Annotated in this window: 24 protein-coding genes; 10 read left to right on the top strand and 14 right to left on the bottom strand. The window is 66.9% G+C overall.

Annotated features, from left to right (window positions below; genetic code table 11):
- Nucleotides 1-64: 64 nt before the first annotated feature.
- The 6 genes from nirD to VGD28_RS10520 all read right to left on the bottom strand — a co-directional run bounded on the left by nirD (nt 65) and on the right by VGD28_RS10520 (nt 7,362).
- Nucleotides 65-403, bottom strand: coding sequence for a nitrite reductase small subunit NirD (gene nirD, locus VGD28_RS10495; RefSeq protein WP_331028327.1), 339 nt, complete (start codon nt 401-403; stop codon nt 65-67).
- Nucleotides 403-2,889, bottom strand: a complete 2,487-nt coding sequence (gene nirB, locus VGD28_RS10500; RefSeq protein WP_331028292.1) for a nitrite reductase large subunit NirB — start codon at nt 2,887-2,889, stop codon at nt 403-405. Before nirB ends, nirD begins: the two co-directional genes overlap by 1 nt.
- Entirely contained in the window at nt 2,889-4,082 is a 1,194-nt protein-coding gene (locus tag VGD28_RS10505; protein ID WP_331028293.1) for a hypothetical protein, read from the bottom strand. The genes nirB and VGD28_RS10505 overlap by 1 nt, the downstream gene beginning before the upstream one ends.
- Complete coding sequence (locus VGD28_RS10510) at nt 4,082-5,317, bottom strand: nitrate/nitrite transporter (RefSeq protein ID WP_331028294.1); 1,236 nt, start codon at nt 5,315-5,317, stop codon at nt 4,082-4,084. Before VGD28_RS10510 ends, VGD28_RS10505 begins: the two co-directional genes overlap by 1 nt.
- A 255-nt stretch (nt 5,318-5,572) precedes the next feature.
- Nucleotides 5,573-6,784 carry a CmpA/NrtA family ABC transporter substrate-binding protein gene (locus VGD28_RS10515; protein ID WP_331028295.1) on the bottom strand — a complete coding sequence of 404 codons (1,212 nt, stop codon included), beginning with the start codon at nt 6,782-6,784 and terminating at the stop codon, nt 5,573-5,575.
- Nucleotides 6,781-7,362, bottom strand: coding sequence for an ANTAR domain-containing response regulator (locus VGD28_RS10520; RefSeq protein ID WP_331028296.1), 582 nt, complete (start codon nt 7,360-7,362; stop codon nt 6,781-6,783). Before VGD28_RS10520 ends, VGD28_RS10515 begins: the two co-directional genes overlap by 4 nt.
- Nucleotides 7,363-7,671: 309 nt before the next feature.
- Here VGD28_RS10520 and VGD28_RS10525 point away from each other — a divergent pair, with 309 nt between their 5' ends.
- From VGD28_RS10525 to VGD28_RS10535, 3 genes are read left to right on the top strand one after another with little or no spacing between them, the layout of a single operon-like run.
- The gene (locus VGD28_RS10525; protein ID WP_331028297.1) at nt 7,672-9,267 is read left to right on the top strand and encodes a DNA methyltransferase; all 1,596 of its coding nucleotides are present in this window, start codon (nt 7,672-7,674) and stop codon (nt 9,265-9,267) included.
- A 45-nt stretch (nt 9,268-9,312) separates the two neighbouring features.
- Nucleotides 9,313-10,062 carry an NUDIX hydrolase gene (locus tag VGD28_RS10530; RefSeq protein WP_331028298.1) on the top strand — a complete coding sequence of 250 codons (750 nt, stop codon included), beginning with the start codon at nt 9,313-9,315 and terminating at the stop codon, nt 10,060-10,062.
- The gene (locus VGD28_RS10535; protein WP_331028299.1) at nt 10,059-10,784 is read left to right on the top strand and encodes an extensin family protein; all 726 of its coding nucleotides are present in this window, start codon (nt 10,059-10,061) and stop codon (nt 10,782-10,784) included. Before VGD28_RS10530 ends, VGD28_RS10535 begins: the two co-directional genes overlap by 4 nt.
- 19 nt (nt 10,785-10,803) lie before the next feature.
- On the opposite strand, the gene VGD28_RS10540 is transcribed toward VGD28_RS10535, so the two are convergent.
- Nucleotides 10,804-11,355: a hypothetical protein gene (locus tag VGD28_RS10540; RefSeq protein ID WP_331028300.1), complete on the bottom strand. Its 552-nt coding sequence runs from the start codon at nt 11,353-11,355 to the stop codon at nt 10,804-10,806.
- Nucleotides 11,356-11,518: 163 nt separating this feature from the next.
- On the bottom strand, nt 11,519-11,653 hold the full coding sequence (locus VGD28_RS10545) for a hypothetical protein (protein WP_331028301.1): 135 nt from the start codon (nt 11,651-11,653) through the stop codon (nt 11,519-11,521).
- Nucleotides 11,654-11,739: 86 nt separating this feature from the next.
- Here VGD28_RS10545 and VGD28_RS10550 point away from each other — a divergent pair, with 86 nt between their 5' ends.
- Together VGD28_RS10550 and VGD28_RS10555 are read left to right on the top strand one after the other, a co-directional pair.
- A complete protein-coding gene (locus VGD28_RS10550; protein WP_331028302.1) occupies nt 11,740-12,291 on the top strand; it encodes a CHAP domain-containing protein in 552 nt (183 codons plus the stop codon).
- A 78-nt stretch (nt 12,292-12,369) separates the two neighbouring features.
- Nucleotides 12,370-12,570, top strand: coding sequence for a dodecin family protein (locus VGD28_RS10555; protein ID WP_331028303.1), 201 nt, complete (start codon nt 12,370-12,372; stop codon nt 12,568-12,570).
- Between the two features lie 15 nt (nt 12,571-12,585).
- Here VGD28_RS10555 and msrB read toward each other — a convergent pair whose 3' ends face one another.
- Entirely contained in the window at nt 12,586-13,068 is a 483-nt protein-coding gene (msrB, locus tag VGD28_RS10560) for a peptide-methionine (R)-S-oxide reductase MsrB (RefSeq protein WP_331028304.1), read from the bottom strand.
- Between the two features lie 127 nt (nt 13,069-13,195).
- Between msrB and VGD28_RS10565 the strand changes: the two genes are divergently transcribed.
- The 3 genes from VGD28_RS10565 to VGD28_RS10575 all read left to right on the top strand — a co-directional run bounded on the left by VGD28_RS10565 (nt 13,196) and on the right by VGD28_RS10575 (nt 14,587).
- Complete coding sequence (locus VGD28_RS10565; protein WP_331028305.1) at nt 13,196-13,537, top strand: hypothetical protein; 342 nt, start codon at nt 13,196-13,198, stop codon at nt 13,535-13,537.
- 106 nt (nt 13,538-13,643) lie between these two features.
- The gene (locus tag VGD28_RS10570; RefSeq protein ID WP_331028306.1) at nt 13,644-13,910 is read left to right on the top strand and encodes a hypothetical protein; all 267 of its coding nucleotides are present in this window, start codon (nt 13,644-13,646) and stop codon (nt 13,908-13,910) included.
- Nucleotides 13,907-14,587 carry a hypothetical protein gene (locus VGD28_RS10575; protein ID WP_331028307.1) on the top strand — a complete coding sequence of 227 codons (681 nt, stop codon included), beginning with the start codon at nt 13,907-13,909 and terminating at the stop codon, nt 14,585-14,587. The genes VGD28_RS10570 and VGD28_RS10575 overlap by 4 nt, the downstream gene beginning before the upstream one ends.
- Here the strand turns inward: VGD28_RS10575 and VGD28_RS10580 are convergent.
- From VGD28_RS10580 to VGD28_RS10590, 3 genes are all read right to left on the bottom strand, one after another.
- On the bottom strand, nt 14,584-15,807 hold the full coding sequence (locus VGD28_RS10580; RefSeq protein ID WP_331028308.1) for a cytochrome P450: 1,224 nt from the start codon (nt 15,805-15,807) through the stop codon (nt 14,584-14,586). The genes VGD28_RS10575 and VGD28_RS10580 overlap by 4 nt on opposite strands.
- A 77-nt stretch (nt 15,808-15,884) precedes the next feature.
- Complete coding sequence (locus VGD28_RS10585; protein WP_331028309.1) at nt 15,885-17,129, bottom strand: ABC transporter permease; 1,245 nt, start codon at nt 17,127-17,129, stop codon at nt 15,885-15,887.
- Nucleotides 17,126-18,067 carry an ABC transporter ATP-binding protein gene (locus VGD28_RS10590; RefSeq protein ID WP_331028310.1) on the bottom strand — a complete coding sequence of 314 codons (942 nt, stop codon included), beginning with the start codon at nt 18,065-18,067 and terminating at the stop codon, nt 17,126-17,128. The genes VGD28_RS10585 and VGD28_RS10590 overlap by 4 nt, the downstream gene beginning before the upstream one ends.
- Before the next feature lie 175 nt (nt 18,068-18,242).
- Between VGD28_RS10590 and queG the strand changes: the two genes are divergently transcribed.
- Complete coding sequence (gene queG / locus VGD28_RS10595) at nt 18,243-19,295, top strand: tRNA epoxyqueuosine(34) reductase QueG (protein WP_331028311.1); 1,053 nt, start codon at nt 18,243-18,245, stop codon at nt 19,293-19,295.
- Here the strand turns inward: queG and VGD28_RS10600 are convergent.
- Complete coding sequence (locus VGD28_RS10600) at nt 19,273-19,650, bottom strand: hypothetical protein (protein ID WP_331028312.1); 378 nt, start codon at nt 19,648-19,650, stop codon at nt 19,273-19,275. The two genes, queG and VGD28_RS10600, sit on opposite strands and share 23 nt — an antisense overlap.
- Complete coding sequence (locus VGD28_RS10605; RefSeq protein WP_331028313.1) at nt 19,647-20,330, bottom strand: EI24 domain-containing protein; 684 nt, start codon at nt 20,328-20,330, stop codon at nt 19,647-19,649. Before VGD28_RS10605 ends, VGD28_RS10600 begins: the two co-directional genes overlap by 4 nt.
- A 97-nt stretch (nt 20,331-20,427) precedes the next feature.
- Here VGD28_RS10605 and VGD28_RS10610 point away from each other — a divergent pair, with 97 nt between their 5' ends.
- Nucleotides 20,428-21,426 carry an adenosine kinase gene (locus tag VGD28_RS10610; protein ID WP_331028314.1) on the top strand — a complete coding sequence of 333 codons (999 nt, stop codon included), beginning with the start codon at nt 20,428-20,430 and terminating at the stop codon, nt 21,424-21,426.
- Nucleotides 21,427-21,489 lie beyond the last annotated feature (63 nt).

Raw genomic sequence — 21,489 nt, forward strand, 5'->3', positions numbered from 1 at the left:
CCTCCACCACCGCCTTCGGCGGCGGTCCCCCTCCCCCGTCGGGGGAGGAATTTGGCTGTGATCCTCACGCCACCCCCGCGAGCGCCTCGGCGCGGGAGATCAGGATTCGCCCGCCGTCGATCTTCACCGGGATCACCGGCACGCAGCCCTCGTCGCCGCCCAGCGCCTTGCCGGTGACGAGCGAGATGCGCCAATTGTGCAGCGGGCAGGCGACCGAGGTGTCGTGGACGATGCCCTGGCTGAGCGGCCCCTGCTTGTGCGGGCATTTGTTGACCAGTGCATGGACCGATCCGGTCGCGGTGCGGAAGATCGCGATCTCATCGCCGCCATGCACCGGAAGCGTGCGCGCGCCCATTGCGGGCAATTGGTCCACCGGACCGATATCGAGCCACTCGGCGTCCATCATTCTGCTCCCACGACCGCGAAGGGCCGGATTTCTGCGATATGCTGGTGAAGCTCGCGCTCGGCGCCCGCGGCGCGCTCGGCCCAGGGATCCTTCTGGAGGTGGCGCTGGGATTGGAGGAAGCGTTCCTTGAGCGCCTCGCGGCCCTCTTCATCCTCGACGATGCGCGACTTGATATAGTCGAGCCCGACGCGCTCGACCCAGGGCGCGGTGCGGTCGAGATAGCGTGCTTCCTCGCGGTAGAGCTGGATGAAGGCGGCGCAATAGTCGAGCGCTTCCTGTTCGGTCGCGACCTTGCAGAGCAGGTCGGTGCCGCGCAGGTGGATGCCGCCGTTTCCGCCGATGTGCAGCTCGTAGCCCGAGTCCACGCAGATCACGCCGAAGTCCTTGATCGTCGCTTCGGCGCAGTTGCGCGGGCAGCCGCTGACCGCGATCTTGAACTTGTGGGGCATCCACGAGCCCCAGGTCATCTGCTCGGTCTTGATGCCGAGGCCGGTCGAATCCTGCGTGCCGAAGCGGCACCATTCGGAGCCGACACAGGTCTTCACCGTGCGCAGCGCCTTACCATAGGCATGGCCCGAGACCATGCCGGCGGCGTTGAGATCGCCCCAGATCGCCGGCAGGTCTTCCTTCCTGATCCCGAACAGGTCGAGCCGCTGGCCGCCGGTGACCTTGACCATGCGCGCCCCGTATTTCTCCGCCGCGTCGGCGATCGCGCGCAGCTCGTTGGGCGTGGTGACGCCGCCCCACATGCGCGGGACGACCGAATAGGTGCCGTCCTTCTGGATATTGGCGTGCATCCGCTCGTTGACGAAGCGGCTCTGCTGGTCATCGACATGCTCGGCGGGCCAGGCGCAGAGCAGGTAATAGTTGAGCGCCGGGCGGCAGGAGGAACAGCCGTCCGGGGTGGACCAGTTGAGCGCCTGCATCACCTGCGGGATGACCTTGAGCTCCTGCGCTACGATCTCGCGGCGGACATCGTCATGGGTGAAGCTGGTGCATTTGCACATCGTCTTCGGCCCGGACTGGACCTCATCGCCCAAGGCGAGCGCGAGCAGCGTTTCGACCAGCCCGGTGCACTGGCCGCAGCTCGCCGAAGCCTTGCAGGTGCCACGCACGGCGTCGAGGCTGTGCGCGCCCTTGCCGATGCACGCGACGACCTGACCCTTGCTGACGCCGTTGCAGCCGCAGATTTCCGCATCGTCGGAAAGCGCCGCAACGGCCGCCTTAGGGTCCGCCTGCCCACCCCCGGAGGCGAAGGCCTGGCCGAAGATCAGATAGTCGCGCAGGCCGGACACGTCCTCCTGCTTCTTGAGCAAGTCGAAATACCAGCTGCCGTCGGCGGTATCGCCGTAGAGGACGGCGCCGACGATGCGGTCGTCCTTGACGACGACGCGCTTGTACACGCCGCGCGACGCATCGCGCAGGACGATGTCCTCGCACCCCTCGCCGCCTGAGAAATCGCCGGCTGAGAAGACGTCGATGCCGGATACCTTGAGCTTGGTCGAGGTGACCGAGCCGCGATAGCCGGTGGGGCTTTCGGTCAGGTGGTCTGCGAGCGCGCGGCACATGTCCCAGAGCGGCGCGACCAGCCCGTAGCATTGCCCGTCATGCTCGACGCATTCGCCGACCGCGAGCACGTCGGGGTCGCTGGTGACCATATGGTCGTCGACCTTGATCCCGCGCCCGACCTCCAGCCCTGCATCGCGTGCGAGGGTGGTGGAGGGGCGGATGCCGACCGCCATGACGACGAGGTCGGCGGGGATTTCGGTGCCGTCCTTGAGCTTGACGCCGGTGACGTGGCTCTCGCCCAGGATCGCGGCGGTGTCGGCGCCGGTGAGGATTGTCTGGCCGCGCGCTTCCAGCGCCTGCTTGAGCAGCCAGCCCGCCGCCTCGTCGAGCTGACGTTCCATTAGCGTGGGCATCAGGTGGAGGACGGTGACCTTCATCCCCCGCAGCGACAGGCCGTGCGCAGCCTCCAGCCCGAGCAGGCCGCCGCCGATCACCACCGCGCTGCCGCCCTTTTCCGCCGCGGACAGCATCGTGTTCACGTCGTCCATGTCGCGGAAGCTGATCACACCGGGTAGATCCTTGCCCGGGACCGGGATGATGAACGGATCGGAGCCGGTGGCGATCAGCAGCTTGTCGTAGTTGGTGACGACTCCGCCGCGCGAGGTGACGGTCTTTGCCGCGCGATCGATGCCGATGACAGGATCGCCCACGATCAGGTCGATACCGTTCTCGGCATACCATTCAGGGGTGTTGATCACGATGTCGTCGAACGCCTTCTCCCCGGCCAGGACCGGGGAGAGCATGATGCGGTTGTAGTTCACCCGCGGTTCGGCGCCGAAGATGGTGACGCGGTAGCGGGCGGGATCGCGGGCGAGGATTTCCTCGACCGCGCGGCAACCGGCCATGCCGTTGCCGATCACGACGAGATGTTCGCGTGTATCGTCCTCTGCGCGCGCGATGCGTTGCAGTTCCATCAGATCGTCCAGTCCAGTTGCAGCCAGAATTTTTGAGTGTCGGTGGCGAAGCGGTCCGCCTGATAATCTGCGAAGCGGACCGAAGCGGTGGTCTTGCCGAACTTCGCCGAGGCGAGGAGGTTGAGCTCATCGCCATAGTGACGGGTGAGGCGGTCGCTTTCGTAGCGGTGCCATGCGGCCTGAAGCGTGACGGCCTTGGCCGGGCCGATCGCTTTCCAGCCCCAGCCGGCGTTCACGTATAGATCGCGGATGCCGTCGGGCGGAGTGGTGAGATACTTGTCCGCCCAGCCCTGGAACTTGAAATTGGTGCCGAGCGGGGTCTGGAAGCTGGTGAGCGCGGCGCCGTTGCTGGCGCCGAGGATCTCGTAGCCCGCGCCGAGTTTCGGGCCATTGAGGTCGAGCGCGAGGTCGGCGAGCCAGTAATCCGCGGTATAGTCGCCGGGATTGCGGTGATAGTCCGACTGGCGGGCGTAGCTGAGCTGGTAGGCGAGCTTGGCCTTGCCGATTTCCCGCGTGCCCGCGAGCCGCGCGCCGAAGGTCTTGCTGGAGAGGCGGAAGCCCTGCACCGCCGCTTCGTCCTGATCGACCCAATAGCCGAAGCCGGTGAGCGTGCCGATCGGGGTGGCGTAGGAGAGGTTGGCGAAGATGTTGTCGCCGCTCACCGCGCGCTGGCGGGCGCTGGTGCCGTCCACGCCCCAGATGGTGCGGACGGACCAGGCGTAGGTGAGGTCGGCCTTGAGGCCCTTGAGCGGCGTGACTTCGGCGCGCACCGCGTCGAAGGTCTGGCTGTTCTGGCGGAAGGCGACCGAACCCACGAACCGCTCGTCGTCGAGGCCGATGCGCTGGCGGCCGGCGGTGAGCGTGGCGAACGGAAGCTTGAGACCGAGCTGCGCGCGGTAGATCGCGACATTCTGGGGGTCCGCGACGATCGGGCGCGTCGCAGCGCCCTGAAGCCCGTCATAATGGTCGCCCGCGATGGCGAGGTTGCCCTGCGCCTCGACCAGCGCAGAGAGCGGGCCGGTCTTCGCCTCCACCCCGGCGCGGACGCGCAGGGTAAGGGCGTCGGAGTCCTCGGCAAGGCCAGTCTGATCGGCGTGCTCGTAGCGCAGCCGGGCTTCGACGAGGGGTTTGACGGACTGGGCGGCGGCGGGGATTGCCGCCGCCAACGCGGCGAGGAGGAACGCAGCGCGCATCAGATCCGCACGCCTTCGGCCGCGCCCCAGGTCGCGCGCCATTTGCCCTTGACCAGCAGCAGCCCGATCAGCGCGACGACGGCGAGACCGGCGAAGATCAGGAAGCCGCCGGCGAAGCTGCCGGTGAACTGCTTGGCAAGGCCGAGCGAGGAGGCAAGGTAGAAGCCGCCGACGCCGCCTGCCATGCCGACCAGACCGGTCATCACGCCGATTTCTGCCAAGAAGCGCTGCGGCACGAGCTGGAAGACCGAGCCGTTGCCGGTGCCGAGCGCCAGCATCGCGAGGACGAACAGGGCGAGTGCGGTCGCGAAATTCTGGGCCATGCTGACCCCGACCAGCGCGAAGGCGGCGAAGATGAATACCGCGGTGAGTGCCTTGACCCCGCCGATCGCATCGGCGAGCGCACCGCCAAGCGGGCGGACCAGCGATCCGGCGAAGACGCAGGCTGCGGTGGCGTAACCCGCCTGGATGGTGGTGAGGCCGAACCGGTCGGTGAAGTAGATGGGAAGGCTCGCGGCGAGGCCGACAAAGCCGCCGAAGGTGACGGCGTAGAAGCCCATCAGCCACCAGGCATCGGCGGCCTTGAGCGGCTTGAAATAGTCGGCCAGCGACTTGGCGGGCGGACGGCCCGGCGCGTCCTTCGCCATGATGACATAGGCGATCAGGACGAGAGTCAACGGGATGCAGGCGAGGCCGAGCACGCCGTTCCAGCCGAAGATCTTGGCAAGCGCCGGGGCGAACAGCGCGGCGAGCACGGTGCCCGAATTGCCCATGCCGGCCAAGCCCATCGCCTTGCCCTGATGTTCGGGCGGATACCAGCGGCTGGCGAGGGGCAGCGCGATCGCGAAGCTGGCGCCCGCAAAGCCCAAGATAGCACCGAGCGCGAGCGTCCCGGCGAAGCTGGTGACGCCGGCCATCCAGGCGGTGAACAGCCCGACGATGACGATGACCTGGCTGATCGTGCCCGAGCGCTTGGGTCCGATGCGATCAACCAGCAGGCCGTTGACGACGCGCAGCAACGCGCCCGCAAGCGTCGGCACCGCGACCATCAGCCCCTTCTGAGCGGGGGAGAGCGCGAGCGTCTTGGCGATTTCGGGCGCGAGCGGGCCGAGGATCACCCAGACCATGAAGGCGAGGTCGAAATAGAGGAATGCGGCGATCAGCGTGGGCGTGTGCCCGCTCGACCAAAAGCTCGACTTGGCGGGCGCATTCGCGTCCAGAAAGGTTGTTGCCATCTTCTGTCCCCGTTCGATGGACAAGAAAAAAGCCGCCAGAACGGCGGCCATATCGGCGCGTTCTGGCGGCTTCGTTGCCTGTGTTTAGGTTGAGGGAGCTGAGGCTCCCGGCCCATCGCGGTTCTGCCCCCGCCCTTGGAGACCCTACCGCTTTATCCTGCCCCGGCGCCTTTGCCGAGTGATGTGAAGCTGCCTGATTCGGTCGAATGCGGCAAGCGTTTTCTTCGCAACTGCAATATTTTTAGATGCGCCGCGTCATCGCAAAGCTGCCAGATATCCGGGAATATCCTCAGGATCGAAGGCGCGGCGATCGAAGAACCGGTCGGCGCCCAGCACGAGGCGGCCCTGCACCGATCCGGCGCCGATCGGCTGATCCAGACCACCTTCGAGCTTCGAGCTGGCGCCGGGCAGCGGCGCGCCCGATCCGGCGAGCGCCTCGCGGTACAGATCCGGGCGGAACACGCCCGCCGCGGTCGCGGCGTCGGCGTCCGAATAGGGAAGGCCGTCCCAGCGGGCCATCTGCGAATAGAGCCACGCCGCCTGGCTGCGCCATGGGAAGTTCGCTGCCTCGCGATACTGGAACATGAAGTCGGGATAGTGGACCGGCGGCCCGCCCGGGACGAGGCGGATGCGATCGGTGATCGCGCGCAGGATCGCATCGCGCGAGGCATCGAGATAGGCGGAGCCGGCGAGGATATCGGCGCTCTGCTCGGCGGTGTCGGGGCGCACGAACCATGCCGCCGCGTCGTGGAGGGCGCGGATCAGCTTCAGCACCGAGTCGCGCCGCTCGTCTGCGACCTCAGCGCGGAGCGCGAGCACCTTCTCGACCCCGCGCCGCCAGATCTGCGCGGTGGCGAGCGCGATGCGGCCGACGCCGCGATCCACCGCGATCGAGTTCCACGGCTCGCCGACGCAGATGCCGTCGACCTCGCCCGCAGCCAGTGCATCGGCGGCGAAGGGCGGGCTGGTCACCGCGATCTCGACATCATGGTCGGGCCGGATGCCCACTCCGGCGAGCCAATAGCGGAGCATGTAGTTGTGGCTGGAATAGCGGTGGACCACGCCGAAGCGCAGCCGCCGCCCTTGGGCGGCGCGCTCGGCTGCGACCTGCTTGAGCGCGGCACCGATCGTGACCGGATCGCCCAGTTCGTCTCCTAGCCCGACCGCGTCGGCGAGCGCGGTGGAAAAGGTGATCGCATTGCCGTTGAGCCCGAGCACGAATGGAACTGCCATCGGCACCGCCGGCCGGTCGCGCCCGAGCGCGGTGGCGATGGCGAGCGGGGCGACCATGTGCGCGGCGTCGGTATGGCCATAGAGCAGCCGGTCGCGCACCGTCGCCCAGGTCATGTCGCGGACCAGCTCGAGCTGCACGCCCTCGGCTTCGGCAAAGCCCAGCTCATGCGCGAGGATCGGGAGCGCGGCATCGACCAATGGGAGGAAGCCGATGCGCAGGGTTTCACCGGTCATGGCAGGTCTCCCATCAGCGCTTCGCTCGTCACGATCGCCTCGGCGATCTCCGCGATGCGGCGGTTGGTGCGCATCGCCTGACCGCGCAGCAGCGCATAGGCGGCCGGCTCGTCGATCCCGCGGCGCTTCATCAGGATCGACTTGGCGCGATCGATCGTCGCGCGCTCGGCAAGGGCGTTCTTGGCTTCGTCGAGCTCGCGCTGGAGCCGCGAAAAGGCCTGGAAGCGGCGCACGGCGAGGTCGAGCACGGGCTTGATGCGCTGCTTTGACAGGCCATCGACGACATAGGCGGAAACGCCCGCGTCGATCGCGGCGCCGGTCGCCTCGGCATCGCTCTGATCGACGAACATCGCGATCGGGCGCGAGAGGGCGCGGGACATGGCGAAGAAATCCTCCAGCACGTCGCGGCTGGGGTTTTCGAGATTGACCAGCACAACCTCGGGCACCGCCGCCTCGATCTGCGCGGCGAGCGGCCCGGCGGGGTCGATCAGCACGAGATCGGTCAGCCCGGCTTCGCGCAATCCTTCGGAGATGATCGCGGCGCGTGTCTGGCTGGTATCGATGATTGCGATCCGCATTTCGCCCGCTTACGCAATTTTGCTGCACCGCACCAGAGCAATTGGTTCCATTGTTTCAAGCGAGACGGGTCCAAGGTGGAGCAAAGCGGCTTGCAGGTTAAGCCATTCATATAAGGACGGATTTCCAGGATCATGCGGGCGTTCTCGGCAAGGTGATGCCGAAATCGATCAGTTGGTATCTGCCGAACGGCGCGGGCGGCGATAGAGCCTTGTCATCTGCCAATGGCTCCGGAACGGATGCACATCGACCCACGTTCCCGAAATGATCGTCTAGCGTTCCAGCGCGGCGTGATGCCGTGGGAACGAAAGATGCGGCTCGCGAATCACCTGTTCTACGGCGACAATCTCGACGTGCTGCGCACGCATTTCGCGGACGAGAGCGTCGATCTGATCTACCTCGACCCGCCGTTCAATTCCAACGCCAACTACAACATCCTGTTCCGATCGCCGACCGGGGCGGAGGCGGATGCGCAGGTCGAGGCGTTCGAGGATAGCTGGCACTGGAACAACAGCGCCGAGGACGCCTTCGACCAGGCGATGCAGAGCGGCTGCACCCGGGCGTTCGACCTGCTCAACGCGATGCGCGCCTTTCTCGGCAAGAACGACATGATGGCCTATCTCGCGATGATGGCGATCCGGCTGATCGAGCTGCACCGCGTACTGAAGCCTACGGGCAGCCTCTATCTCCACTGCGATCCGACTGCGAGCCACTATCTCAAGCTGCTGGCGGACGGGGTGTTCGGCGCCGAGCGGTTCCGCAACGAGATCACCTGGAAGCGCACCTCGGCGCACAGCGATGGCGGGCGCTACGGTCGGAACACCGACATCATCCTCTTCTACTCCAAGGGCGCGAAGCCGGTGTGGAACCCGCAGTTCATGCCCTATGACCGCGACTATGAGGCGCGGTTCCGCAACCGCGACCCGGACGGGCGGCTGTGGATGGACGACAATCTGACCGCCAAGGGGCTGTCGGGCGGCGGCTATCACTATGCGTACAAGGGGGTGCACTCCTATTGGCGGATGCCGGTCGAGACGATGGAACGGCTCGACCGCGAGGGGCGGCTGCACTTCACGCGGAGCGGCGGCATCCGGCTCAAACGCTATCTGGACGAGGCACGCGGGCTGCCGGTGCAGGCGCTGTGGACCGATATTCCGACGATCAATTCGCAGGCACAGGAGCGGTTGGGCTATCCGACGCAAAAGCCGATCGCATTGCTCGAGCGGATCATCGCCGCCTCGTCGAATGAAGGCGATCTGGTGCTCGACCCGTTCTGCGGCTGCGGGACGGCGGTGCATGCCGCGCAGAAGCTTGGGCGCCGCTGGGCGGGGATCGACGTGACGCATCTCGCGATCAGCCTAATCGAGCGGAGGATGAAGGCGGCGTTTCCGGGGATTGTGCTAAACGTGGAGGGGACGCCGCGCGATCGGGCCTCTGCCGAGGATCTGGCGCGGCGCAATCCGTATCAATTCCAGTGGTGGGCGGTGTCGATGATCGACGCGGTGCCCTTTGCCGGGCGCAGGAAGGGGCCGGACGGCGGGATCGACGGCATCATCTATTTCAGGCCCGAACGGCAGCGGACGGCCAAGGCGCTGGTATCGGTGAAGGGCGGCGAGCATGTGGGGGTGAGCGTGGTGCGCGACCTGCATTCGGTGATGGAGCGCGAGAAGGCGCCGATCGGCGTGATCGTCAGCCGCTCGCCGCCCTCCGCCCCGATGCTGCGCGAGGCGGCGGCGGTGGGGCGCTTCCATTCCGAGGCGACCGGACGCAGCTATGCGCGGATGCAGATATTGACGGTGGACGAGCTGTTCCACGGGCGGCGGCCGGACATCCCGCTGGTCGATCCGACCGCGGCATTCCGGAGCGCGCCGCGGGAAGCAGGGACGGCGCAGGCACAGCTGCTGTAGCGTCTCGCTTCCCATTCGCGGCGTGGGTCCGTACACCCCCCGGCGATGAGCGGTCCTCCCTCCCAGCCGATCCCCGCCGCGACGCTGATCGTGATGCGCGAGTGTGACGCCGGCGTGCCCGAGCTGCTGATCGTCGAGCGATCGGCGGCAATGCGCTTTGCCGGCGGCGCGCTGGTGTTTCCGGGCGGCCGAGTCGATCCCGGCGACCGGGCACTGGCGGCACTGCACGCAGGCGATGCGGAGGATGTCGCGGCGCGGATCGCGGCGATTCGCGAGACGATCGAGGAGGCCGGGCTGGCGATCGGGGTAAGCGGTCTCGCCGATAGCGAGGCGGCGCGTACAGACCTGTATGGCGGGAGGCCGGTGGGGGAGGTGCTGGCGGGGTGCGCGCTGGACCTCGACGCGCTGGTGCCGTTCGCCCGGTGGCTGCCGCCCGGCGATGTCTCGCACAAGGTGTTCGACACGCGCTTCTATCTTGCACGGCTGCCCGAAGGCGCGGCGGAGGCTGCGGTCGATGGGAACGAGAATGTCCGGCTGTTCTGGGCCACCGCTCGGCACGTGCTCGACATGGCCGATCGGGGGGATGCACGGATCATCTATCCGACCCGGCGCAACCTGGAGCGGCTGGCGCAGTTCGGCAGCTTTGCCGAGGCGGCGGCCGATGCGCGGGCATATCCGGTCGAGGCGATCACCCCCTGGGTCGAGCTGCGCGGCGGCGAGGAACTGCTCTGCATCCCCGAGGGGCTGGGCTATCCGGTGACGTCGCAGCCGGTGAAGGCGGCGTTCCGGGCATGAGACTGCTGCGCAACATGACCGCGGCAATCGTGCTGGCGGCGCTCGCGCTGACGCTGGTGCTGCTGCTCTATGCGATGGTGCGCGATCGGCCGCAGGATCTGCCCTGGACCGAGCTCGACCTGGGACAGCCGGTGGGGCTGTTCACCGGGCGCAAGCTGGCGGCGCTGACCGACGACTTTCCCGCATGCCGCAAGGCGCTCGACAAGGCGGGGGTGCGCTATACCGCGCTGGCACCGCTGAGCGAGCAGGGCGGGCAATGCGGCTATGAGGACGCGGTGCGGTTCCGGGCGGGCGGGGCACGGCGGATCGGCTTCGCGCCTTCGGATCTGGGCGTTTCCTGCCCGGTCGCCGCGGCGCTGGCGGTGTGGGAGTGGGAAGTGGTGCAGCCTGCGGCGCAGCGCCATTTCGGGCAGAAGGTCGCCGAGATCGAGCATTTCGGCAGCTACAATTGCCGGCGGATGTACAATCGCGAAGGCGCGAGCTGGAGCGAGCATGCGACGGCGGATGCGGTGGATGTCGCGGCGTTCCGGCTGGCGGACGGAACGCGGGTGACATTGGTGGGCGACTGGGAGGGGAAGGGGTCGAAGGCGCGGTTCCTGAAGGATGTCCGCGACGGAGCATGCCGGGTGTTCTCGACCGTGCTGTCGCCCGATTACAACGCCGCGCACCGCGACCATTTTCACCTCGATCAGGCGGAGAGGATGTGGCGGGTCTGCCGCTAGGACCGACCCGCCGAGAATTTCAGCCCAGCATCGGCTCCGTGCCGACCTTCTCCACCCATTGCGGGAAGAAGGCGGGCTGGCGGTTCGACCAGCCCGACGCGGTCGCAGCGGCTTCGCTGATCGACTGGAGCAGCTTGCGCCGCAGGTCCGGATGGAGATGCGGGAGCGCGGCTGCTGCACAGAAGGCCGCGGGCAGCCACGGCCGCACCTCGGCGCCGATCAGCCGCTCATAGAGGAAGCGATAGGCCGAAAAGCTGGTGAGCCGCCCCTGGCTCAGGTCGAAGGCAGAGACGGTGACGAGCGGGGCCATGAACGGCTCCATTGCGTCGAGCCCGCTGTCGTCGGGGATCAGCGCACGGATTTCGGGGAGACGGTCATACATATGCGCCTGGGCACGGATGCTGGCGGCTTCGACCACGTCGCGGGACCAGCGCTCCATCGCATCGCTGCGATCGAGGCCGATGTCGAGCGCGCGGCGGATGTAACGCTGCGTCGCTGCGGCAAAGCCCGCAAACTCCTTCATCTCGGCCAGCGTCATCGCGCCTTCGGCCGGCTTACTTCGTGCGCTCATTCTCCTTCACTCCCACCCACTCTACTCCTTACCGCGGATGATGCCCCAAGTTGGTTAACGTTAACCTTAACCCCGCGTCGTCCGCCGTTCAGGTAAGGAATCACAGATGGTTTTGCGTTGCAACATGGGTTGCGACGAACCGAATGGCGGAAATCTAAAACGGTTACGGGGCGCGGCTTTCGGGCAACAAATAGGCGCCGGAGCCGTAACGAGCGGCCTTTTCACCCGGAAAAGCAATGGGGAATCGGCTTCCGAAGCTGAACAGAATGTCAGTCATCGTCGCGGCGAAACGATTCATCGGATATCCGCTCCGGCGGGCTAGGATGGCCGGAACCATTCTGCCAACACCCCTTCATCGAGATTCGGGGTCTGAAGGGGGCCACCATGAAAGCCAAGGTTCTTGCGGCGCGATTCGCGCTGATGGCAGCGCTTTGCCTGGCGACAATCGCTCCCGCGAACGCGCAGTTCTGGCAGTGCGTCCCCTATGCCCGCATGATTTCCGGCGTTCAGATCTTCGGCAACGCGCACACCTGGTGGGCGCAGGCCGAGGGCCGCTACGAGCGCGGCAACGAGCCGGTGGAAGGGGCGGTGATGTCGTTCGCCTCGACCCAGCGCATGCGTCTCGGCCATGTCGCGATGGTCTCGAAGGTGATCAGCGACCGCGAAGTGCTGCTGACCCACGCCAACTGGTCGCGCCGCGGCGGCATCGAGAAGAATGTGATCGCGGTGGACGTGTCCGAGAAGGGCGACTGGAGCCGCGTCAAGGTGTGGTTCGCGTCGAACGGCGGCCTTGGCACCTCTACCTATCCGGTCAACGGCTTCATCTATGCCGGCAAGGCACCGGCGCAGGAGCGCGAAGGCGATGCGCTTGGCGGCGTGACGATCGCCGCGATCGATCTCGAGAAGTTCGGGATCACTACGTCGCTGCAGAAGTAAGGCGCCGCCAGCCTCTGGTCTCCCCGCCCTGCGCTAGTCTGCGCGGGCGGGAAGGCGATCACAGACGGGAGCATCACCATGGCGGTTGCAAAGGTCGTCGAGGTCATTTCGAGCTTGATCGAGAGCATCGAGCACGCGATCCGCGACGGTGTCGCCAAAGTCGGCGAGACCGTGGACAATATCGAGAGCGTCTGGGTCAAGGACACCAAGGGCGTGGTGCGCGACAACAAGGTCGTCGAATGGCGCGTGATCCTGGCGGTGACGTTCGTCGTCAGATAGTGCCAGGCAACGGCCTCAGGACGGCCGGAACGCCATCGCAAGGCCGTTCATGCAGTAGCGCTTGCCGCCCGGCGGCGGGCCATCGTTGAAGACGTGACCGAGATGGCTGCCGCAGCGGCGGCAGATCACTTCGGTGCGGGGCACGCCGATGGCAAAATCGGTGCGCGTGCGGATCGCATCCCTGAGCGGCGCGGTGAAGCTTGGCCAGCCGGTGCGACTGTCATACTTGGTGCGCGAGCTGTAGAGGGGCAGCCCACAGCCGGCGCAGGCGAAGATGCCGTCCCGCTTCTCCCTGTCGAGCGGGCTGGTGAAGGCGCGCTCGGTCCCCGCCTGCCGCAGCACGCGATATTGCGCCGGGCTGAGCCGCTTGCGCCATTCGGCATCGGTGAGGGGGAATTCGTAGTGCTGCGCGGCCTGCGATTCGGGGGAGGAGCAGCCGAAGGTGACGGCAATGCCGCTGGTGCCGATCAGGGCGAGCAGGTGACGGCGGGTTGGCATTCGGCGTCCTTTCATGGCTTCGGGGGAAGCTGTGAGGGAATGTGGGGTGTGGATGAGCTGTAGGCAAAGGGTGGGCGGGCACCCGTATATGCTTTGCCGCCGATCGAACTGCGCGTAAGGTTTCCCTATGGCGTCGATGTTGCTTTCGCTGACCTTGCTGGTGCTCGCGCCGGGTTCCGGCTTGGCCGATGAAGCGGGCCGCCCGGAAGACCTGGTCGTGTTCGGCGAGCTCGACGATCAGGAATATATGGGGTCGATGGACGAGCTCGGCATGAATGGCATCATCGAGGCACGGCTTCGTGTGACCCGTGTCGTGAAGGGGCGACCGCCGTCCCGGATGCTCAAAATCCGGTATATCGCGCACACCTTCCGGTCCGGAGATCGCGCGTTTCGTTTCCGGCTACGCCGTGATGAGGACGGCACCTATCTCGCATGCAGTGACGGCGGGCGCGGCTATATTTGCCAGTGATATAGTCCGCCCTTTCCTCAGCCGGGGATGGGCATGCGAGCTATGTCGAGGATGGCTCGACTATCGCGAGCGCTACACGCCGGTCGTATGTGCGTTGGTGCGCAGCATGGCCGCCGCGATCCGCGACCGTGCCGCACAGACCGGCGTCTCCCATTCGGCGACCAACCAGAAGGTTGCGCAGATGGCGGAGCGCGGTCTGGTGATGCTGACCACCGGCATCGACGCGCGAGAGCGCATTGTCACGCTGTCCGATGCGGCGCAGGCGATGCTTCCCCGTCTCGAGCACCGCCGCGCATCGCCCGGTCCGGCGACTGAACGCGCCATGGCCGGGTACGCCCGATCCTGTAGAGATCCAGGCGAGGTGAGGCGATGAGCGGCAAGGCCTGGAAGAGCAACGCGCCCGGCATCACCGGCCTGCGCCAGTTCGTGACCCAAGAGCAGCAGCGCGCCTGGCTGGACGGCGAGCTGGATCTGTTCGACTTCGGCACCACGCGTTCGGAGAATATCGAGCACCGCTTCAACTACGCCGCCCGCTTCGAGAAGCTGCTTCGCCGCCCGCAGGCGGAGGATGTTCTGGAGATCCTTGGCCGCTACGGCCGCACCTGCATCCCGGTGCCGCGCCTGACTGAGCGCGATTACTGGTCGGCCTCGTGCCTGCCGGCGACCTCCGACAAGCCGCTGGTCCGCGTCAACGCCAGCTGGATGGAACTGTTCGCCCTCTATGCCGACAGCGACGGCATCCGCTCGCGTTTCATCCTGCACCTTTCGGATTTCACCACGGACCGCTCACCGATGCAGGATCAACTGGACCGCGACCTTCTCGACAGCTGCATCGCAGCGCCGGGCGACCTCAGCTGGTTCTTTCCGCGCGGCGCCGACATGTTCGGCATCAATGTCCGCGGAGCGGTGTCGATCCGCGAATTTCTGGCACACGCAGGTGCATTGCGCGCGATTCGCCGGTTCAACCTGACGCACATGAACCGCGGACGGAACGCCTATCAGACCAGCCACAGCTACAGCGTGGCGGACCACATGCTGGAAGCGCCTTAGTAGCGGCTCAATTCCACCGGCATCTTCTTGTAGCCATGGACGAAACAGGCCGCGACACGCTCCGGCTCCGCCACCACATTGGGGCGCAGGCGCCGCTTCGCCATTTCCTCCATCAGCACGCCGATCTGCAGCTCGGCGAGGCGCGCGCCGACGCAGCGGTGGATGCCGTGGCCGAAGGCGAGGTGACGGCGGGCGTTGGGGCGATCGACGATGATGTCGTCGGGGCGCTCGAACATGCTCTCGTCGCGATTGGCGGAGAGATACCAAAGGACGAGCTTGTCGCCCTCCGCGATCTGCTGGCCCATCAGCTCGGTATCCTGCGTCGCGGTGCGGCGCATGTGCGCGAGCGGGGTCTGCCAGCGGATGATCTCCTGGCAGGCGTTGGGGATAAGCTCGGGGTTCGCCTCGAGCTTGGCGCGCTCCTCAGGAAACTGCTCGAGCGCCCAGGCATAGGCCGACATCGAATTGCGCGTCGTGTCGTTGCCGCCGACGATCAGCAGGATGAGGTTCCCGAGGAACTCCATCTGATCCATCTCCGCCATCGCATCCGAATGGATCATCATCGAGATAAGATCAGGGGTTGGGTCCTTGCCGACCTTCGAGTTCCACAGCGCACCGAACTCGGCGGCGCACTGGAACAGGATGTTGCGGCGCTCTTCCTTGCGCACGGGGTCCTTGGCGATCTCGATATCCCCCGCCCAGTCGGACCAGTAGGTGAGCTTGCGGCGCTCCTCCCATGGGAAGTCGAACAGCAGCGCCAGCATCTGCGTGGTCAACTCGATCGAGACCCGATCGACCCAGTCGAACGTTTCGCCGACGGGGAGCGAGTCGAGGATCTCGGCGGTGCGGTGGCGGATGTCGCCGGTCATCCGCTGCATCTCGCTGGGCGTGAAGGCGGGGGCGACGGTGCGGCGCTGGCCGGTATGCTTGGGCCGATCCATCGCGATGAACATCGGCATCTTGATGTCTTCGGGCATCAGGTCAGCGACGGTGATGCCGCCCGCCTGGCTCGAATAGAGATCGGGGAGCGATTCAACCTCGACGATCGGCTTGTAGGTCGAGATCGACCAATAGGGGCCGAACGCGCTGTTCTCGCACCTGTAGACCGGCGCCTGTTCCCGCAGCTGACGGAACGGCGCGTGCCACAGATCGTCGCGGTAAAGCTCGGGCCGGGTAACGTCGAGCGGATCGACCGCAGGCTCGGCGGCTAGGGTGGCCATCGCTTTACTCTCCCGGAGGCTGTTTTCCACGAGAGTGGCTTAACTTACAGGATTGTCAATAGTGCTGCGGCGAAACGTCAGGCCGCCGCCTTCTTGCGTCGCCGCAGCCCGGGGCTGCCCGACTGGAGCACGCCGCGCCGGAACAGCCGCGCTGCGACGGTGACGGTGATCGCGACCCACAGCGCCTGCCAGCCGAGCGCAAGCAGATGCGGCCAGAGCTCGGGCGAATTGGCGGCGCGCGCGACCATCGCGAAGGGCGAGCTGAACGGGAAGGCGGCCGCGGCAGTCGCAAGCCCGCTGTCCGGGCTGAGCGCGGTGGCCGAAGCGAGGCCCCACATCGCGACCTGGAAGATGGTGATCGGCAGCGACATCATCTGCAGCTCGCGCTGGGTCGACGCCTGCGCACCGAGCCCGAGGAAGACCGCGCCGAGCAGCATGTAGGAGGTCACGAAATAGGCGAAGAAGAGCAGCCCGAACATCGGCAGCCCGACCGCCGGGCCGACATCGATGAACGCGGTGGCGAGCTTCGTCGGGAGCAGCGAGCCGACATTGACGATCACCGTGCCCCAGAAGCCGAGGAACAGCAGCGCGACGCCGAACATGCCGATCAGCTTGCCGAAGAACACGCTTTCGAGCGGGACCGCGGCGGCGAGGACCTCGATCACCTTGTTCGAGCGTTCCTCGGCCATGGTGCCGACGACCTGGCCTGCGAGCAGAAGGCTGATCATGAACAGCGCGGTGACGGCGAAGAAGGCGGCCTGGCCATGCCCCCCGGTCGTGGAACCAGCGCGGGTGACGACGCTCTTGGTCGCCTCGCTGAGCGGGGCCGAGGTGCCGGCGCGCTGGGCACGCAGCACCTGATCGGCCAGCGCTGCGAGATAGTCGGCCGAGCGGGTGCCGTTGACGCTGTGCAGGATCTGCGGCTTGTCCAGCGGGCCGTACATCACGGCGTAGGTGTCGCTTTCCTTGCGATCGAACATCGCGCGTGCCTGCGCCTCTGGATTGGCTGCCGGGCTCTCGACGATCAGCCGGGCGGGCTGCTCGATCGGGCGGAACATCTGACGAAGCCTTCGGTCCGCGGCGACCGCGACGCGCGCCTGGTCGCCGCTGGCGAGCAGGACGACCCGCGCTTTGTCGTCGCCGCTCTTGGTGATCGACATCGCGGCGCCGCCGCCGACTGCTCCGAAGCCGACCATCATCAGCGGTGCGAACAGGAAGAGCAGGAAGGTGGGGGTGAACACCGTCGCGACGAAATCGCGGCGGGCGATGGTCAGGGTCTGGCGGATCAGGCGGGCAATGCTGGTCATGGTGGGGCTGCTCATGGCTGCGCCTCCGCTTCCAACGCTTCCGCCTCGGCGAGCGCCTTCGCGCCGACGATGCGGACGAACACGTCGTGCAGGCTCGGTCGCTCGATCGACAGGCCGGAGATGCCGTAGCCGGCGTCGATCAGCTTCACGAGAATGCCCTCGATTCCTTCGTCGGGCAGCGTGAAGCGCCAGCCGTCACCTTCGGGCACCGCATCGGCAGGGAGCAGCGCGCGGATGCCGTCGTTCGGATGATGCGGAACATAGTGCGCCTTGAACGGGAGGGTGGCGCGGGCATCGGCGACGGTGCCCTCGAAACGGACCTTGCCGCCCGCGATGATCGCGAGGCGATCGCATAGTCGCTCGGCATGCGCCATGACGTGGGTGGAGAAGAGCACGGTCGCGCCGCGGTCGCGCTCGGCGAGGATGAGCTTCTCGAGCCGCTCCTGGTTGACCGGATCGAGGCCCGAAAAGGGCTCGTCGAGCACGAGCAGGTCAGGCCGGTGGACGACCGAGCCGAGCAATTGCACGAGCTGGGCCATGCCCTTGGAGAGCTTGCGGATCTTCTGGTCGGTGGCATGGCCGAGGCCTGCGGCTTCCATCAGCTCAACCGCACGCGTGCGGCCGGTGCGCCAGTCGAGTCCGCGCAGCGCGCCCATGAAGGCGATCGCCTGCGTCGTCTTCATCGACGGATAGAGGCCGCGCTCTTCCGGAAGATAGCCGACATGGTCGCTCACCTCGCGCGGACGGTCGTTGCCGAGCAGGGTGCGATCGCCCTCGTCCGGCTCGATGATGCCCAGCAGCATGCGCAGGGTGGTCGTCTTGCCCGCGCCGTTGGGGCCGAGCACGCCGTAGATCATGCCCTTGGGCACCGCGATGTCGACACCATCCACCACGCGGCGGTTGCCGAAGCGCTTCACCAATGCGGTGGCGCTGACCGCCAGTTCGTTCTGCAACAGGAATCCCCTTAGCTCTCCGGTCGTGGTAGCGGGCGGTGATGCAGTCCGGCAAGACGCCATATTGTTCAGCTTCGCTGAAGCGGCACCGGCCCGCTCCCCCACCCGGCCACCCAGCGACAGCATCATATGGGTGGCCGGGTGGGGGAGCGGGCCGGTGCCGTGCGGTTCAGCCATGCTGAACCGCCCAATCGAAGCGCGAATCCGTGAAAAGGCGGCGGAGCTGGGCTTCGCGGCCTGCGGCTTCGCGCGCGCCGACGCCGCGCCGCTGGCGGGCAGGCGGCTGCACGAATGGCTGGCCGATGGGCGGCATGGCGACATGATCTGGATGGCTGAGCGCGCGCATCATCGCGAGAGTCCGGTGGGGCTATGGCCGGAGGTGCGCAGCGTGATCTCGCTGGGGATGAGCTATGCACCAGCCAACGATCCGCTGGCACTGGCCGAGGTCGGCGATCACGGGCGCATCTCTATCTATGCACAGGGCGCCGATTATCACGATGTGATGAAGAAGGCGCTGAAGGCGCTGGGCCGCTGGCTGGCGCAGGAGGCGGGGTGCGACCTCAAGGTGTTCGTCGATACCGCGCCGGTGATGGAGAAGCCGCTCGCCGAGGCGGCGGGGCTGGGGTGGCAGGGCAAGCATACCAATCTGGTCAGCCGAGACCATGGCAGCTGGTTGTTCCTGGGGGCGATCTACACCACGCTGGAGTTGGAACCGAGCGATCGCGAGCGCGGCGGGTGCGGATCGTGCGATGCATGCCAGACCGCATGCCCGACCGATGCCTTCCCCGCGCCCTATCAGCTCGATGCGCGGCGCTGCATCTCTTACCTGACGATCGAGCTCAAGGGACCGATCCCGGAGGAGCTTCGCGAAGGGATCGGCAACCGTATCTATGGCTGTGACGATTGCCTGGCGGTGTGCCCCTGGAACAAGTTCGCTGCCGCAGCGGCGGCGAACCTGTCCTTCGCGCCGCGCGCCGAGCTGACCGCGCCCCAGTTGGCCGATCTGCTGGCGCTGGACGATGCCGGGTTCCGGCAGGTCTTCTCCGGCTCGCCGATCAAGCGGATCGGGCGCGACCGGATGATGCGCAATTGCTTGATCGCGGCGGGGAACAGCGGCGACGCCGCGTTGCTCCCTGTCGTGGAGATGCTGCTGGACGACCCCGATCCGGTGGTGGCCGAAGCCGCCGACTGGGCGCGCGCGCGGCTTATTTCCCGCGGTTTGCCTTAAGGGCGGCGGCGCAGCTCGACTGGTCGATCGGCTTGCCGTCGCGCTGGCGGGTCTCGGCGAAGGTGACGGTGGCATCGCCGCGGCCGGACTTGGGCGGATAGAGATAGGCGTCGAGCACGCAGATCGGCCCGGCGAACTGGAGCTTGCGCGCGCTGCCTTCACTGACATCGAGCTGGGGGCGGCCGAACTGGGAGATCAGGCCGTTGGCGTTCTGCCCCATCACCGTGGTGAGCGCGGCCATGCCGGGCTGGTGCGGCACCGGAACCGGCGCGGCGCGGACTACCGGCGGCGGCGTGCCGCCACCCCCGCATCCGGCGAGCAGGACGAGCAGGGCGGCGGGGGCAATGATCTTCAAGGGGTGGTCCTCCGGTGGAACAGGTGCGTCGCCATCGCCGCACCGAGGACGGGCGCGACGAAATTGACGAACGGCACCAAGAACAACGCGGTGCCGGCTGCACCCAGCGTGAACCGCGACAGCCGGGTCGCGCCGCGCCAGCGGGCGAGGTCATCGGCGGGCAGGTGCCGCACCGCGACCATGTCTCCCAGATCGCGGCCGAGCAACCAGGAGTTGACGAGGAAGAAGGCGAGCGCAGTGCCGACGCCGGTGACGAGCAGGACGATATAGAGCGGCGCGAGGACGAGGTTGACCAGCACGGCGCGGAGCGCGGACCTGACGCCAATGCCGAGCGACCGTGCTAGGCTGAGGTCGCGCGCGGCAGCGAAGCGCTCGGGATAGTGCTTCGCCTCGACGGCATGGACGACTTCGTCGGCGAAGACGCCGATCACCGCGATCGCGATCACGCGGAACAGCAGCCAGGCGCCAAGCGCCGCCAGCAGCAATGCCGCCGCCGCGACGAGGCTGGCAATGCTGTCGCCGGCGTCGAAATAGTGATCGACCAGTGCATCGACCCCGAACCATAGCGTCGTGCCCAGCGCCGCGAAGATCGCCAGCGTGAGCAGCATCGACTTCACGAACACGCCCAGGATCCGCTTGTCGCCGAGCTGGCGGACCGAGAGAAGGAAGGCGTCGAGCATCGCGGCATGGATGGGCCGGCGCGGGCGGATAAGTCAACGCAGTTGCGTGGCGGCGCCGCGTCCACTAGGCGCGCGAAAACTTTCATCGGAGACCAATGTGACCGCACCCGTGCATGACGTCGTCGCCATCGGCAACGCCATCGTCGACGTCCTCGCCTCGGCCGAGGATAGCTTCATCGAGGAGATCGGTGTCGCCAAGGGATCGATGCAGCTGATCTTCTCCCCCGAAGAGGCCGATGCGCTGTACGGCCGGATGGGGCCGGGGCGTGAGGTTTCGGGCGGGTCGGCGGGCAACACCGTCGCCGGCATGGCCGCGCTGGGCAGCCGCTGCGCGTTCATCGGCCAGGTCGCCGACGATCAGCTCGGCCAGGTGTTCGCGCACGATCTGCGCGCCACCGGCGTCGATTTCGATACCGAAGTCCGCTCGGGTCCGCCGTCCACCGCGCGTTGCCTGATCTTCGTGACGCCCGACGGGCAGCGCACGATGAACACCTTCCTCGGCGCGTCGCAGTTCCTGCCCGAAAAGGCGCTGGACCGCGACCTGATCGCCGGCGGCGCGATCCTGTACCTCGAAGGCTATCTGTGGGACCCCGAGGAACCGCGCCAGGCGATGCGTGCCGCGATCGACATCGCACGCGGCGCAGGCCGCAAGGTTGCGTTCACTCTGTCGGATGTGTTCTGCATCAGCCGCCATGGCGGCGACTTCCGCGCGCTGATCGCCGAAGGGCTGGTCGACATCCTGTTCGCCAACGAGAATGAGCTGCTGGCGCTGGCCGAGCTGGACGATTGCGAGGAGGCGATCGCCAAGATCGCCGCGCAGGTGCCGGTGCTGGTGGTGACGCGCAGCGAGAAGGGGGCGATCGCGATCTCCAATGGCGAGCGCGCCGCTGTGCCGGCCGAGCCGATCGACAAGGTGATCGACACCACCGGCGCGGGCGACCTGTTCGCGGCGGGCTTCCTGCACGGCCAGGCGCAGGGCTGGAGCCTCGAGAAGTCGCTGAAGCTTGGCGCGGTGTGTGCCGCGGAGATCATCAGCCATTATGGCGCGCGGCCCGAGGTCGATCTGAAGGCGCTGGCGGTGGCGAAGCTCGGCTGAGCACCGCCCGGGCGCTTACCTTATGTCAGCGATTTGCCGCTATCCCGTGCGCGAGCGCGGGAG

Source organism: Sphingomonas sp. (genome assembly GCF_036402235.1).
GTDB lineage: Bacteria > Pseudomonadota > Alphaproteobacteria > Sphingomonadales > Sphingomonadaceae > Sphingomonas.